The sequence below is a fragment of the Paenibacillus sp. FSL R7-269 genome, from assembly GCF_000517865.1.
In the GTDB taxonomy this organism is placed as follows: domain Bacteria; phylum Bacillota; class Bacilli; order Paenibacillales; family Paenibacillaceae; genus Paenibacillus_AQ.
The window spans coordinates 1-13,638 of the sequence record NZ_ASPS01000014.1; the positions used below are offsets into that span (position 1 = coordinate 1).

13 protein-coding genes and 1 pseudogene are annotated in these 13,638 nt (G+C 53.0%); 13 read left to right on the plus strand and 1 reads right to left on the minus strand.

All coding sequences use genetic code 11. The annotated features are described in order from the left end of the window. From C162_RS36330 to C162_RS06145, 6 genes and pseudogenes are all read left to right on the plus strand, one after another. Positions 1-669: pseudogene (locus tag C162_RS36330) on the plus strand (DNA ligase); the annotation flags it as partial. After that, positions 666-968: an EscU/YscU/HrcU family type III secretion system export apparatus switch protein gene (locus C162_RS06125; RefSeq protein ID WP_036692460.1), complete on the plus strand. Its 303-nt coding sequence runs from the start codon at positions 666-668 to the stop codon at positions 966-968. The pseudogene C162_RS36330 and the gene C162_RS06125, both read left to right, overlap by 4 nt. Then, complete coding sequence (locus C162_RS06130; protein ID WP_036692462.1) at positions 965-1,351, plus strand: YraN family protein; 387 nt, start codon at positions 965-967, stop codon at positions 1,349-1,351. Before C162_RS06125 ends, C162_RS06130 begins: the two co-directional genes overlap by 4 nt. Positions 1,352-1,648: 297 nt before the next feature. Next, positions 1,649-1,903, plus strand: coding sequence for a hypothetical protein (locus tag C162_RS35890; protein ID WP_083684912.1), 255 nt, complete (start codon positions 1,649-1,651; stop codon positions 1,901-1,903). Positions 1,904-1,937: 34 nt separating this feature from the next. Next, positions 1,938-2,447, plus strand: coding sequence for a metallophosphoesterase (locus C162_RS06140; protein WP_036692464.1), 510 nt, complete (start codon positions 1,938-1,940; stop codon positions 2,445-2,447). Positions 2,448-2,657: 210 nt separating this feature from the next. Then, positions 2,658-4,349, plus strand: a complete 1,692-nt coding sequence (locus C162_RS06145; protein WP_036692465.1) for a YifB family Mg chelatase-like AAA ATPase — start codon at positions 2,658-2,660, stop codon at positions 4,347-4,349. Between the two features lie 105 nt (positions 4,350-4,454). On the opposite strand, the gene C162_RS06150 is transcribed toward C162_RS06145, so the two are convergent. Continuing rightward, on the minus strand, positions 4,455-4,883 hold the full coding sequence (locus tag C162_RS06150) for an organic hydroperoxide resistance protein (RefSeq protein ID WP_036692467.1): 429 nt from the start codon (positions 4,881-4,883) through the stop codon (positions 4,455-4,457). Positions 4,884-5,031: 148 nt separating this feature from the next. Between C162_RS06150 and C162_RS06155 the strand changes: the two genes are divergently transcribed. The 7 genes from C162_RS06155 to hslV all read left to right on the plus strand — a co-directional run bounded on the left by C162_RS06155 (position 5,032) and on the right by hslV (position 13,620). Then, complete coding sequence (locus C162_RS06155; RefSeq protein WP_036692468.1) at positions 5,032-5,502, plus strand: MarR family winged helix-turn-helix transcriptional regulator; 471 nt, start codon at positions 5,032-5,034, stop codon at positions 5,500-5,502. A 412-nt stretch (positions 5,503-5,914) separates the two neighbouring features. Then, positions 5,915-7,072: an ADP-forming succinate--CoA ligase subunit beta gene (gene sucC / locus C162_RS06160; protein ID WP_036692469.1), complete on the plus strand. Its 1,158-nt coding sequence runs from the start codon at positions 5,915-5,917 to the stop codon at positions 7,070-7,072. Between the two features lie 66 nt (positions 7,073-7,138). Further along, positions 7,139-8,068 (plus strand): succinate--CoA ligase subunit alpha, encoded by a 930-nt coding sequence (gene sucD / locus C162_RS06165; RefSeq protein ID WP_036692470.1) that lies wholly within the window; start codon positions 7,139-7,141, stop codon positions 8,066-8,068. A gap of 251 nt (positions 8,069-8,319) precedes the next feature. Further along, positions 8,320-9,438: a DNA-processing protein DprA gene (gene dprA, locus C162_RS06170; RefSeq protein WP_036692471.1), complete on the plus strand. Its 1,119-nt coding sequence runs from the start codon at positions 8,320-8,322 to the stop codon at positions 9,436-9,438. 99 nt (positions 9,439-9,537) lie between these two features. After that, positions 9,538-11,634 (plus strand): type I DNA topoisomerase, encoded by a 2,097-nt coding sequence (gene topA, locus C162_RS06175; RefSeq protein ID WP_036692472.1) that lies wholly within the window; start codon positions 9,538-9,540, stop codon positions 11,632-11,634. A 23-nt stretch (positions 11,635-11,657) separates the two neighbouring features. Continuing rightward, complete coding sequence (gene trmFO / locus C162_RS06180; RefSeq protein ID WP_036692474.1) at positions 11,658-13,037, plus strand: FADH(2)-oxidizing methylenetetrahydrofolate--tRNA-(uracil(54)-C(5))-methyltransferase TrmFO; 1,380 nt, start codon at positions 11,658-11,660, stop codon at positions 13,035-13,037. 40 nt (positions 13,038-13,077) lie between these two features. Further along, on the plus strand, positions 13,078-13,620 hold the full coding sequence (gene hslV / locus C162_RS06185; RefSeq protein ID WP_036692475.1) for an ATP-dependent protease subunit HslV: 543 nt from the start codon (positions 13,078-13,080) through the stop codon (positions 13,618-13,620). The last annotated feature ends 18 nt before the right edge of the window (positions 13,621-13,638 follow it).

A 13,638-nucleotide genomic window follows, 5' to 3' on the forward strand; every position in this document is an offset into this window, starting at 1 on the left:
CCCGCCGCCACCCAGGGGACTGACCCCTGGGTGGGGCGGATCTTGAAGCTGCTCGGTGCGGAGCACGAGCAGCAGATCCTGCGCGGCGGCGGGGCGCACACCGCGCAGGCAGCGTCCGGCGGCGCAGAAGATGCCGCCGGTACACTCAAGGGCGTGCTGCTGCAGGTACTGGGCAGCAGTGAGGCCCCGCCCGCGGTGAAGGAAGCCGCGGGCCAGCTGGTTCAGCAGCTGACAGGCCAGCAGCTGCTGCTGAATACAGACCGCACCGCGCCGTTCGCGCAGGTGACGATGTTCCTGCCGCTGCACGGGCCGGATGGCCGGGAGACGGCCTCCGTCCAGATCCAGTCGCGGCGCGGCAGCAAAGGGGAGCTCGACGCGGCGAATTGCCGCTTGTGGTTCGATCTGGACATGAAGCAGCTCGGCCAGACGATGGTCGATGTGCAGGTGGTGGACCGCATCGTCAGCCTGAAGCTGCATAACGATGAACCTTGGGTACTGGAGCTGCTGGAGGGCCGCCGCGAGGAGATGAAAGCGGCGGTCGAAGGCATAGGCTATCAGCTGTCCAGCTTGCGCACGGAGGCATTGCCGGAACGGAGCGTGGCCGCTGCTGCGGTGAAGCCGTCCGATTATGCTCCTCAGGAGTACAAAGGAGTAGATTACCGCATATGAGTGAGTCTGAGCAGAAGGTTCCGCAGAATCTCAAGAAGGCAGTGGCGCTCAAATATATTCCAGGGCAGAGCGAAGCGCCGGTGGTTGTCGCTAAGGGGCAAGGCTCGGTTGCGGACATCATCCTGCAAAAGGCAAAGGAAAACGGAGTAGCGGTCCAGGAGGATGCTGCGCTGGTAGAGGTGCTATCGAAGCTGGATCTCGACCAGCAGATTCCGCCTCAGCTCTATCAGCTGGTGGCTGAGATTCTCAGCTATGTATACCAGAGTGACCGGACAGCCGGGGAACGGAGACAGAAGTGAGCCATAACGGGGACGGCAGAACCTACACCCGCCAGGAGAAAGGCGCTGCTGCCGAGCAGGCGGCCCGAATGTATCTGACTTCACGGGGCTACCACATCCGGGATTATAACTGGCGCTGCCGTAGCGGAGAGCTGGATATTATCGCAGAGTATGAAGGCGCTCTGGTCTTCATTGAGGTGCGCAGCCGGAGCGGATCAGCTGTACAAGGCACTGCGGAGGAATCGGTCGATGCGCGCAAAATCCGTCAGGTGAGAGAGACGGCCCGGGTCTACCTGCACATGCAGGGACTGCAGCCGAATGCAATTGCCTTCGATGTGATTGCTGTACAGCTTCAGCCGGATTTAAGCATCGGCTCCCTGCGGCATCTCCGGGACGCCTTTTAGCGGTTCTCTGTTTTTCAAAAAAACGGGTAGAATTATACAATTATCCTTGACAGATGCCGGACTTCATGGGTCATTTCTCAAAAGAAGTGGGTAAACATTAGTGTAACTTTTAATGCCACCATGAGGAGGGCTGCCGGAATGAGGAATCAACCAATGAATATACAGGTAAGCTTTACTTGCCAAAATTGTGAGCATAATATAGTAACGGAACTTGGCGCAGAGCCCTTATCCGTTGTATGCTGCAGTAATTGCAATAAGACATTTACCGTTATGCGGCCTGCAATAGCGGAAGAGATATTGATTGACTGGGAGAATGAAGCGTTATTCCACAAGATGCGTGCTGAGAAAACTCAAGACAGCAACAGCAGCCTCTTGTCACTGGTCATCAATGTGATCGAGCTGCTGACCTGGCGCGACAAGGGCAACGGACAAGTGGAGGCTATTAAGGAAATGCGCAAATGGCTGATCGAGCATGAGGAAGCGCCGCCCGTGGCAGAATTAATACAAATGGATGTGAATCGGCGCGGAGCCAAACGGAAGTGGAATGAATAAGGAATCAGGCACTTAGCGAAAGCGGGGAGCGGTCTTGTCCAAAGTATTTTTTACCTCAGATCATCATTTTGGCCATAACCTGATCATTGATTTTGAATCGCGGCCTTTTGCCGGTGCGGAAGAGATGGACAAGATGATGATTGCGAACTGGAATGCTGTCGTAGGCAAGGAGGACACAGTTTTTCATCTTGGGGACTTTTCCTTCAGGAATCAAGAGGATACCCGGAGCATTGTGGCTGCCCTGAACGGGTACAAGATATTGATTCTTGGCAATCATGACCGTGGACGCGGACGGAACTGGTGGCTGGAAGCCGGGTTTGATGAGGTCAGTGAGTATCCGATGATATACAAGGAGTTTTTTCTGCTCTCGCATGAGCCGATGTATATGAACAAGCATATGCCTTACGTGAATGTGCACGGACATATTCATGGACAGAAGTATGAAGGCAATCATCATTTTAATATCTGTGTGGAACACTGGAATTACACCCCGCTGTCCTTTGAGCAGATCAGGAATTCGGTGGTAGCCAGTGAAGAAGGCTGAATAAAATGATTCTTTGGTCATGATTGCGCAATTATGCAAGACTATTAAAAGCTGATTTTTGTGCAGCATTATATGCGCAATAACCTTGCATCTTGTGTAGGGTTACGGCTATACTGAGTGTAATTAAGCTTACGGAAAAAGAGGAAGCACCTTTTTTCCTGGAAACGAACGCCCGCTGCGGGCGTATTTCTGGAGAAGAGGTGCTTATTTGTGTACGGAAAAATGCATAGCGCATGCCTGTATGGCATTGAAGGTGTAATGATTGGAGTAGAGGTGGATCTGGCTAACGGCTTGCCGCAGACCATTATTATCGGCCTGCCAGATTCGGCAGTCAGAGAAGCGGTCGAACGGGTGCGGGCCGCTGTCAAAAATTGCGGGTACAGCTATCCCCAGCAGCGGGTGACGATTAATCTGGCCCCGGCGGATCTGCGCAAGGAGGGCTCGGCGTTTGATCTGGCGATTGCCCTGGGGATACTGACGACCAGCGGCCAGCTTGTCATGCCGGAAGCCGGGCAGATGCTGCTGATTGGTGAGCTTGCGCTGGACGGAAGTCTGCGGCCGGTAAATGGGGTATTATCTATGGCCCAGGCTGCGCGGCAGGCCGGAATTCATGCTGTCCTGGTGCCACCCGGCAATGCGGCGGAAGCTGCGTTGATCGCGGGAATGAAGGTGTACACTGCCGGGCATCTGCGGGAGCTGCCTCAGCCCGGTCAGATTATTCCGCCGAATTCGGTTGAACGATCTGAAGTGGCCGGGTCTGAGCTGCTGCAGGCTGATTTACCGTTTCCAGTATCAGTATCTGTGAGTGCTGAAGCGTCTTCCAGGAAACGTCCGCCCGTTCTGGCTTTGTCCCTTGACCATTTGAGATATCGTTCTGAGCCAGCGGAGAAGATTCCTTCCCAGCTTGGGGTGAAGCAGCTAATGAATGAAGATTACAGCGATGTTATTGGCCAGAATCATGTGAAGCGGGCGCTTACGATTGCGGCTGCCGGGATGCACAATATTATTCTGATCGGCCCTCCAGGTACGGGGAAGACCATGTTGATTAAGCGGTTACCCGGAATTCTTCCCGATCTTACCGATCAAGAATCGCTTGAGGTGATGAAGATATTCAGTGCTGCCGGGAAGCTTAGAGACGGCGGAGGCGGCTTGCTGCGGGAACGTCCGTTTCGTTCACCGCATCATACCATCTCAGCAGCCGGATTGATCGGCGGGGGAGGAATTCCGAAGCCGGGGGAAGTTAGCCTTGCGCACCGCGGTATTCTCTTCCTGGACGAGCTGCCCGAGTTCTCCCGGACTGTGCTTGAAGTGCTCCGTCAGCCGCTGGAGGATGGGATTGTCACAATCAGCAGGGCACGGGCATCCTTCACCTTCCCGGCCCAGTTCCTGCTCGCTTGCTCCATGAATCCCTGCATGTGCGGATTTCTTGGTAATGGCAATGCGGAACAGAGGTGCAGCTGCAGTCCGGCCAAAATCGCTAAGTACCGGGGCAAAATCTCGGGTCCGCTGCTGGACCGGATGGATATGCAGGTTGATGTGCCGCGTCCAAGAGAAGGCGACAGGAGTGTACCTCCGGTCTCAACGGCACAGATGCGTTCTGAGGTTCTGCGGGCTCAAGCCATTCAGGCGAAGCGGTATAACACTCTACCGATCTCCTGGAACAGCGAGCTGTCTGGGGCGGCGCTTCGCCGTTATGCTGCGCTGCGGCCGGAAGAGGAGATGCTGCTCAGCAGTATTCTGGAGAGTCTCGGGCTTAGCATGCGGGCGCATGACCGGATTATTAAGCTGGCCCGCACGATTGCCGATTTGGAAGGAACGGAGGAGATTAGCGCTGCGCATCTGGCCGAAGCAGTCCAATACCGCAATCTGGACAGGCAGGTCATGGTGGAGGAGGAAGCCTGACACGCCAAAACCCCCGTCCGGGGCCGCCGGGCAGGGGGTTGGCATTCTGAAACGGTACCGTCCTTTAAAAGGACGGCAATGCCGTTTCCACTTGGGAAGCTATTCTTATAGCACGTTCAGTTCAACTTCGATATTGCCGCGGGTCGCGCGGGAGTAAGGACAAGCTCCGTGAGCTGCTTCTACGAGTTGCTTGGCGGTCTCACGGTCAACACCCTTGACGAGAACATCCATCTTCACGGCAATGCCGAAGCCGCCGTCTTCCACTTTACCGAAGCTGACAGTAGCCGTAACTTCTGAGCCTTCGATCTTTACCTTGCCCATACGTGCAACCATATTCAGCGCGCTGTCGAAGCAAGCGGAGTATCCGGCTGCGAACAGCTGCTCAGGATTGGTACCTTCACCGCCGGCGCCGCCCATTTCGCGTGGTGTGCTAATCGCAAGATTAAGCTTAGGGCTGTCGGATTCGATAGAACCTTGTCTGCCGCCTACGGCTTTTACTGTTGTTTCGTACATTTTCTGTTGGATGGTCATCATATTTAATCGCTCCCGTTCGTTTTCATAAAGTATTGTACACAACTAAATTTAACACAATTAAAATAAAAGTCAATCTATTTCCCGCTATTAACATGATATTATGGATGAATTGTGATAAACTAATGTCACAAAGGCAGGTGAAGAAGAAATGCAAAAAGAATCTACTACAACCCCTGAGCTTATGCTGGAGAACCAGCTCTGCTTTACGATTTATGCGTGTTCGCGTGAATTTACGAAGCTATACCAGCCTCATCTGGATAAGATCGGATTAACGTATTCGCAGTATCTGGTTATGCTGGTCCTGTGGGAGAGACAACAATGTACAGTCAAGGAGCTGGGTGAAGCTCTGTTCCTCGATTCAGGGACGCTGACTCCGCTGCTCAAGCGTCTGCAGGCTGCAGGACTAATTTTGCGTGAACGTTCTTTGCAGGATGAGCGGAAGGTGCTGATTTCATTAACAGCCCAAGGCTTGGCGCTGCGGCAGGATGCTATGGGCATTCCCGGCAAAATGGCAGAAGGCACGATGCTCTCCCCGGTAGAGTTCATAGACTTGCTGGGACAGTTCAAAAATCTCCTGAACCGGGTGCATGAAGCTAACGTTAGCAATTCGAAATCGTAGTCTCGCTCCCATATAAGAGTATAGGTTTCACCGTCCTGAATAAGGGCGGTAAAGCCGTTTCTGCATGGATGTCAATGCAATCGTTCGCATTCCGGCATGAAACCGAGCGAAAATGTATGTATAAATAGTGAAAGTTTTTAAGGAAAGCGTTTTTAAAACATGTTACAATATTCTGGGTTTCACATTCTGGCATATAGGTAATTATAGATATCACCTTGTGATAGGAACTATATGCTACTGGCAGAGAACTGTACCGTTTGCAGCGTATGCTTCAGGCGCCGGCGCTCTGCTTGTACCGGGATATTGCCGGTTAACAACCGGTCTGGACCCGGCTTTGGACAATCAAAACGGAATGCGGAATGACCGCAGGCTGCCTGCACAGGTCACCGCAACACTTTAGGAGGCTTCCGGAATGAATATCCACGAGTATCAGGGAAAAGAAGTACTTAAGAAGTATGGCGTAGCCGTACCGAACGGAAAAGTTGCTTATACAGTGGACGAAGCAGTGGAAGCTGCCGCAGCGCTGGGTACACCTGTGGTTGTAGTCAAAGCGCAGATTCATGCTGGCGGACGCGGCAAGGCCGGCGGCGTCAAGTTGGCGAAGAACAGTGATGAGGTTCGCGCGTATGCGTCCGAGATCCTTGGCAAGACACTGGTCACCCATCAGACGGGACCCGAAGGCAAGGTAGTGAAGCGGCTGCTGATTGAAGAGGGCTGTCAGATTGTCAAAGAATATTATATTGGTCTGGTTGTGGACCGCGCTTCCGGACGTGTCGTCATGATGGCATCCGAAGAGGGCGGTACGGAGATTGAAGAGGTGGCGGCTACACATCCCGAGAAGATTTTTAAGGAAATCGTGGATCCGGCGGTGGGGCTTCAGACCTTCCAGGCGCGCAAACTGGCTTACAGTATCTCTATTCCTCCCGAATTGGTGAACAAAGCAGTCAAGTTCATGCAAGCGCTATATCTGGCTTTTGTGGATAAAGATTGCTCAATTGCGGAGATCAACCCGCTGGTTGTTACTGCTGACGGTAATGTGATGGCGCTTGATGCTAAGCTTAACTTCGATTCCAACAGTCTGTTCCGCCACAAGGATATCCTGGAGCTGCGTGATCTGGACGAAGAGGATGCCAAAGAAATCGAAGCGTCCAAATTCGACCTCAGCTACATCGCACTGGACGGCAACATCGGCTGTATGGTGAACGGTGCGGGCCTGGCGATGGCAACTATGGATATCATTAAATATTATGGCGGCGAACCGGCCAACTTCCTCGATGTAGGGGGCGGTGCGACAACTGAGAAGGTAACGGAAGCTTTCAAAATCATCCTGTCCGATGACAAGGTGAACGGTATCTTTGTTAATATTTTCGGCGGAATTATGCGTTGTGATGTCATCGCTACCGGTGTAGTCGAAGCGGCAAGACAGCTTGGCTTAACCAAGCCGCTGGTCGTACGTCTTGAGGGCACGAATGTGGCACTGGGCAAGGAGATACTCGCCGGCTCCGGACTGAATATCGTTGCTGCTGATTCCATGGCGGACGGTGCCCGCAAAATCGTTGCTCTTGTGTAAGCATAGCTGCCTTTGTGGGGAGCCAGTCTCGTATTCGACAATATAAGTGAGGATGTGACCTATCGCATGAGCATTCTTGTAGATAAAAATACGAAAGTCATCACCCAGGGAATTACCGGCGCTACGGGTTTATTTCATACAAAAGGCGCGCTGGACTACGGTACTCAGATGGTTGGCGGTGTAACACCGGGCAAGGGGGGCACTACGGTTCAGATTACCCTGGACAACGGCACCGAGAAGAGTCTGCCTGTCTTCGACACGGTTGTTGCAGCTAAGGCTGCCACTGGTGCAACTGCAAGTGTCATTTACGTACCGCCTGCTTTTGCCGCAGATTCGATTATGGAAGCGGTGGATGCAGAGATGGACCTGGTCATTTGTATCACAGAAGGCATTCCGGTGCTCGATATGGTCAAAGTGTCCAGATACATGGAGGGCCGCTCCACAGTGCTGATCGGTCCCAACTGTCCGGGTGTCATCACGCCTGGAGAATGCAAAATCGGCATTATGCCTGGTTATATTCATAAGCCGGGGTATGTCGGTGTAGTCTCCCGAAGCGGAACCTTGACCTATGAGGCCGTACATCAGCTGACGGAGCGCGGAATCGGCCAATCCTCAGCGGTGGGCATCGGGGGGGACCCGGTGAAGGGCTCGGAGTTCATCGACATCCTTAAGCTGTTCAATGAAGATCCGGGCACTAAAGCTGTTATTATGATCGGTGAGATCGGCGGCACAGCTGAGGAAGAAGCAGCGCTGTGGATCAAAGAGAACATGACCAAGCCTGTAGTGGGCTTCATCGGCGGGGTCACGGCACCTCCGGGCAAACGGATGGGTCACGCCGGGGCAATCATTTCTGGCGGTAAAGGGACGGCGAGCGAGAAGATCGCTGTGCTGGAGTCCTGCGGCATTAAGGTAGCGCCAACACCTGCTGAAATGGGCTCTACCCTCGTCAGTGTGCTTGAGGAACGCGGCATCCTGAATGCCTTCACAACCCACTAGAGCGCTTCTACGCTAGTTCGAAATGTTTTGGGGTCCCCGCAAAGTACCTGAGTTATCATCGAAGCTAAATCTCCACTTTGTGGGGTTGTTTGGTCACAGCTTTTCCTGCTGAAGCAGGTATAATGAATGTTGAAGGTAAGCAACCTTTTGTCCCGGATTATGCGGATGAAAGGTTGCTTTTTTTGGTTTAAGTCAGGTTGGGTTTAAGACAATAAGGAAGGCTGGCCCTTCCGCACGGGGAGAGAATACATATGGAAATTCGGGAGCTATTGTTCGGTCTGCATGAGATGGAGGGGATTGGGTGGAAAAGTATCGACAAGATCCGCCGGGCGGGTCTTTTGACGAATGCTGTCTTCTCCTGTTCTGCTGAGGAATGGGAGCGGGTTGGAATCAACGGTGTGATATCCGCGCGCCTGGCTGTAGACTTTAATGAAGCATGGGTGCTGAAGCGCCGCTCTTTAATGGAAGAAAGCGGTGTAGCGATGGTCACCATTCTGGACGATCACTATCCTATGCAGCTGCGGGAAACCCCTCAGCCGCCTTGGGTATTGTACTATCGTGGCCGTCTGGAGCTGGCTTCCCGTCCCTCTGTTGCTATGGTTGGGACCCGGGTGCCTACCGCTTATGGGCGCAAAGTGGGGGAGATGCTGGCGGGACAGCTAAGTGCAGCCGGTCTCACGGTTGTAAGCGGCCTGGCGAGGGGGATTGACAGTGTCTGTCATGAAGCGGCGCTAGGCGGAGCAGGAGGGACTATTGCCGTGGTGGCAACCGGCCTCAATAAGGTCTATCCTCCGGATAACCGTGAGCTGGAGCGGCAGATTTCGCGGGAAGGGCTGGTTCTTAGCGAATATCCTATCGGAACTCCGAGTCATCCCGGATTATTCCCGCAGCGCAACCGGATTATCGCAGGTCTGTCACTGGGAACACTGGTAGTGGAAGCAGATAGCCGCAGCGGGTCCCTGATCACCGCTGATGCTGCGCTTGAAGCAGGTAGGGATGTGTTTGCCGTACCGGGGCCGCTGACCTCTCCCAAGAGCAGAGGGGCACTGGAGTTGATTAAGCAAGGTGCGAAGCTGGTAACCTGCGCCTCAGATATTGTGGAAGAATACGTCTCCTACCTTCCTTCCAAGGGGGCTGAATCAGCTTTAGCAGGAGCATTAGAGCAAGAGAGCCCAGCCGATCTGATGGAAAAGAAATTGACAAGTGAGGAGCTGCACCTTTACCATATACTGCATCAAGGCCCCTTTACACTCGATGAACTGCTGGCGTCAACGAGGTGGGATTTTGGACATTTGCATTCAGTTCTGTTATCTTTAATCATAAAAAAAGCGGTAACACAATTACCGGGTGCAATTTATAAGGTAATTTAATATAGAAGTAACTGTGGTAAGCATAGACATCCTGGTTCAGCCGGGTCCGAGGACTGGTTCAGGAGGTGATCTGCTTACGAACTTTTGGGAGGAAAACCTATGGCAGATGCGTTGGTTATTGTAGAATCACCATCAAAAGCAAAAACGATTGGTAAATATCTGGGCAGCAAATATATTGTTAAGGCATCAATGGGGCATATCATAGATTTGCCAAAAAGCCAGATCGGTGTGGATGTGGAGAATCAGTTCAATCCCAAATATATAACGATCCGGGGCAAGGGTTCTATCTTGAAGGAACTTAAGGATGCCAGCAAAAAAGTCAAAAAAGTTTATCTCGCAGCCGACCCGGACCGCGAAGGGGAAGCCATTGCCTGGCATTTGGCAAATGCACTGAATTTGGACAACACTCAGGAATGCCGGGTGGTCTTCAATGAAATTACCAAGCAGGCGGTGAAGGATGCCTTCAAGACACCGCGCAAGATAAATATGGATCTGGTGAACGCCCAGCAGGCGCGGCGGATTCTGGACCGGCTTGTCGGTTACAAGATTAGCCCTCTATTATGGAAGAAAGTCAAAAAAGGCCTCTCCGCCGGACGGGTACAATCGGTAGCGGTCAAGATTGTGATGGACCGGGAGAATGAAATTTCCGAATTCATTCCTACAGAATACTGGAGCATTACTGCTAAGCTAGCGATTCGGGATTCTGAATTCGAAGCCAAGTTCCACCGGCTGAACGGCGAGAAGAAGGAACTGGGCCAGGAGAGCGATGTGCAGGAAGTGCTGGAAGCGATTAAGAACGCGGCCTTCCAGGTCAAAGAAGTAAAGGAGAAAGAGAGACAGCGTCATCCATCCGCTCCGTTCACAACAAGCTCACTGCAGCAGGAGGCTGCCCGTAAGCTGGGCTTCCGCGCGTCCAAGACGATGTCTGTCGCACAGCAACTCTATGAGGGAGTTGAGCTGGGCAAGGAAGGCACTGTCGGATTAATCACTTATATGCGTACGGATTCCACGCGTCTATCCACTACAGCCCAGGATGAAGCCAAGGAGCTGATCCAAGCCAAATACGGTGAGAAGTTCATTCCCGAGACGCCGCGCCAATATTCCAAGAAGGCTGCGGGCGCCCAAGATGCGCATGAGGCGATCCGTCCGACTTCTGCACTGCGCGAGCCGGATATGGTCAAGGAATTCATGAGCCGTGATCAATTCCGGCTGTATAAGCTGGTATGGGAGCGTTTTGTGTCCAGTCAGATGTCTTCTGCGGTGCTGGATACATTGTCGGTAGACATAACAGCCGGTACAGCGATATTTAGAGCGGTAGGGTCCAAGGTCTCGTTCCCGGGATTCATGAAGGTGTATGTGGAAGGCAATGATGACGGCACGACAGACGAAGAGAAATTTCTGCCGCAGCTGAAGGCAGGCGATGAGCTGGTGAAGCGCGGGATCGAGCCGAAGCAGCATTTCACCCAGCCGCCGCCAAGATATACAGAAGCCCGTCTCGTCAAGACGCTTGAGGAACTGGGCATAGGCCGTCCAAGTACCTATGCGCCGACCCTGGAGACGATCCAGAAGCGCGGGTACGTGGCGATTGAAGAGAAGAAGTTCATGCCGACTGAGCTTGGAGAGCTAATCATAGAGCAAATGGAAGAGTTCTTCCCAGAAATTCTCAATGTGGAATTCACCGCCCATATGGAAGGGGATCTTGACCATGTGGAGGAAGGTGCGGAGAATTGGGTGAAGGTACTCGCCCAGTTCTATGAATCCTTTGAGAAAAGACTCCTATATGCGGAAGAAGAAATGAAGGAAATTGAGATTGAAGATGAGGTCTCCGATGAACTGTGTGAGAAATGCGGCAAGCCAATGGTCTATAAGCTGGGCCGGTTCGGCAAATTCCTGGCCTGCTCCGGATTTCCGGAATGCCGCAATACTAAGCCGATCATTAAGGATATCGGTGTAAGCTGTCCGAAATGCCATGAAGGCAAGGTAGTGGAGCGGCGCAGCAAGAAGGGGCGCGTCTTCTACGGCTGCGATCAATATCCGGGCTGCGACTTTGTCTCCTGGGATAAGCCGTCAGTGAAGCCTTGTCCGGCTTGCGGCTCCTGGATGATCGAGAAGCGTAACAAGCAGGGAACCAAGCTGCAGTGTACTTCATGCGATCATACAGAGGCTGTAATCGACAGCGATGAGTTAGCAGAATAATAGGGTTACAGGAGGAACGGAAATTGACAGAAAAAGCACAAGTAACCGTTATCGGCGCAGGTCTGGCCGGGAGTGAAGCCGCCTGGCAGATCGCTTCGCGCGGAGTTCCAGTCAGACTATATGAGATGCGCCCAGTGGTGAAGACACCGGCGCATCATACGGATCAGTTCGCCGAGCTGGTCTGCAGCAACTCACTGCGGGCCAATGGCCTTGGGAACGCGGTGGGTGTACTTAAGGAAGAAATGCGGCGTCTGGGCTCCCTGGTGCTGGGTGCAGCCGATAGGCATGCTGTTCCGGCAGGAGGCGCTCTTGCTGTTGACCGGGACGGCTTCTCCGGCGAAATCACGTCCACGCTGCATAACCACCCTCTGGTGGAAGTCATAAACGAAGAACTTACGCATATACCGGAGGAAGGGATTGTTGTTATTGCCACCGGGCCGCTGACTTCACCCTCCTTGTCTTCGGAGATTAAGGCACTGCTGGGTGAGGAATACTTCTATTTCTATGATGCAGCAGCGCCGATTGTAGAGAAAGACAGCATCGATATGAGCAAGGTCTATCTGGCATCCCGCTATGATAAAGGCGAAGCCGCCTATCTCAACTGTCCAATGACAGAAGAGGAATTCGATGTTTTTTATGATGCGCTGATCTCGGCCGAGACGGCTGCACTCAAAGATTTTGAGAAAGAGATTTACTTTGAAGGCTGTATGCCGATTGAAATTATGATGAGACGCGGAAAGCAGACGGCACTGTTCGGCCCTATGAAGCCTGTAGGACTGCTCAATCCTCACACAGGCAAGCTGCCTTACGCGGTTGTGCAACTGCGCCAGGACAATGCTGCCGGTACGCTGTATAATCTGGTTGGTTTCCAGACTCATCTGAAGTGGGGCGAGCAAAAACGGGTATTCTCGCTTATTCCGGGCCTGGAGCAAGCTGAATATGTGCGTTATGGGGTTATGCACCGCAATACCTTTATTAATTCTCCCAAGCTGCTTCAGCCGACTTACCAGATGAAGGGACGGGAAAGACTGTTTTTTGCCGGCCAGATGACCGGGGTTGAAGGTTATGTAGAATCTGCGGCTTCCGGTATGATCGCCGGTATGAATGCAGCGAGAGCTGCGCTTGGCGAAGAGAGCCTGATCTTCCCTGAGGATACGGTGCTGGGCAGCATGCCCGCCTATATCACTTCGGCCGATCCTGAACATTTCCAGCCGATGAATGCCAACTTCGGCCTGCTGCCGAAGCTGGACGCCCGGTTCCGCAGCAAAAAAGAGAAGAACGAACGTCTGGCTTACCGGGCGCTTGACAGCCTTGCTGCTTATGCTGCAGCCCATGAATTGACGTATACAGAGCCGGAGCCGGTGGATACTGATCCGGCAGAAGCGGATAGTCCGGCACAATAGGTTCAGACCTGTATCACCTAATCTGAGGAGGGTGTCCATCATGTTACCCAGCTTTCATGCAACTACGATTTGTGCGGTAAGACATAACGGCCATGCGGCGATTGCCGGTGATGGCCAGGTTACGTTCGGAGAGAGTGTCATTATGAAGACGACGGCCAAGAAGGTCCGCCGCTTGTACAGAGGCCAGGTTATTGCCGGGTTCGCAGGCTCCGTTGCTGATGCGATTACCCTGTTCGAGAAGTTCGAGGGGAAGCTCGAGGAGCATCACGGCAATCTTCAGCGGGCGGCGGTGGAGCTGGCCAAGGATTGGCGCCAGGACCGCATTCTGCGCAAGCTGGAAGCGCTCATGATCGTAATGGATAAGGAAGGCATGCTGCTGATCTCCGGCAACGGTGAAATTATCGAGCCGGATGATGATGTGCTGGCGATCGGCTCCGGCGGTAACTTTGCGCTGGCTTCCGGGCGGGCACTTAAGCGTCATGCTCCTCAAATGGGTGCCGGTGACATTGCCAGAGAAGCGCTGCAGATTGCATCCGAGATCTGTGTATATACCAATTCCAATATCATTGTCGAACAGTTATAGGCAAGGTGCCATATATAA

What these genes read in the sequence shown, in the direction of transcription:
- sucD (WP_036692470.1), top strand. Translation starts at nt 7,139, where the DNA reads ATGAGCATTCTTGTAGATAAAAATACGAAAGTCATCACCCAGGGAATT.
- C162_RS06125 (WP_036692460.1), top strand. Translation starts at nt 666, where the DNA reads ATGAGTGAGTCTGAGCAGAAGGTTCCGCAGAATCTCAAGAAGGCAGTG.
- C162_RS06150 (WP_036692467.1), bottom strand. Translation starts at nt 4,883, where the DNA reads ATGATGACCATCCAACAGAAAATGTACGAAACAACAGTAAAAGCCGTA.
- hslV (WP_036692475.1), top strand. Translation starts at nt 13,078, where the DNA reads ATGTTACCCAGCTTTCATGCAACTACGATTTGTGCGGTAAGACATAAC.
- sucC (WP_036692469.1), top strand. Translation starts at nt 5,915, where the DNA reads ATGAATATCCACGAGTATCAGGGAAAAGAAGTACTTAAGAAGTATGGC.
- C162_RS06155 (WP_036692468.1), top strand. Translation starts at nt 5,032, where the DNA reads ATGCAAAAAGAATCTACTACAACCCCTGAGCTTATGCTGGAGAACCAG.
- dprA (WP_036692471.1), top strand. Translation starts at nt 8,320, where the DNA reads ATGGAAATTCGGGAGCTATTGTTCGGTCTGCATGAGATGGAGGGGATT.
- topA (WP_036692472.1), top strand. Translation starts at nt 9,538, where the DNA reads ATGGCAGATGCGTTGGTTATTGTAGAATCACCATCAAAAGCAAAAACG.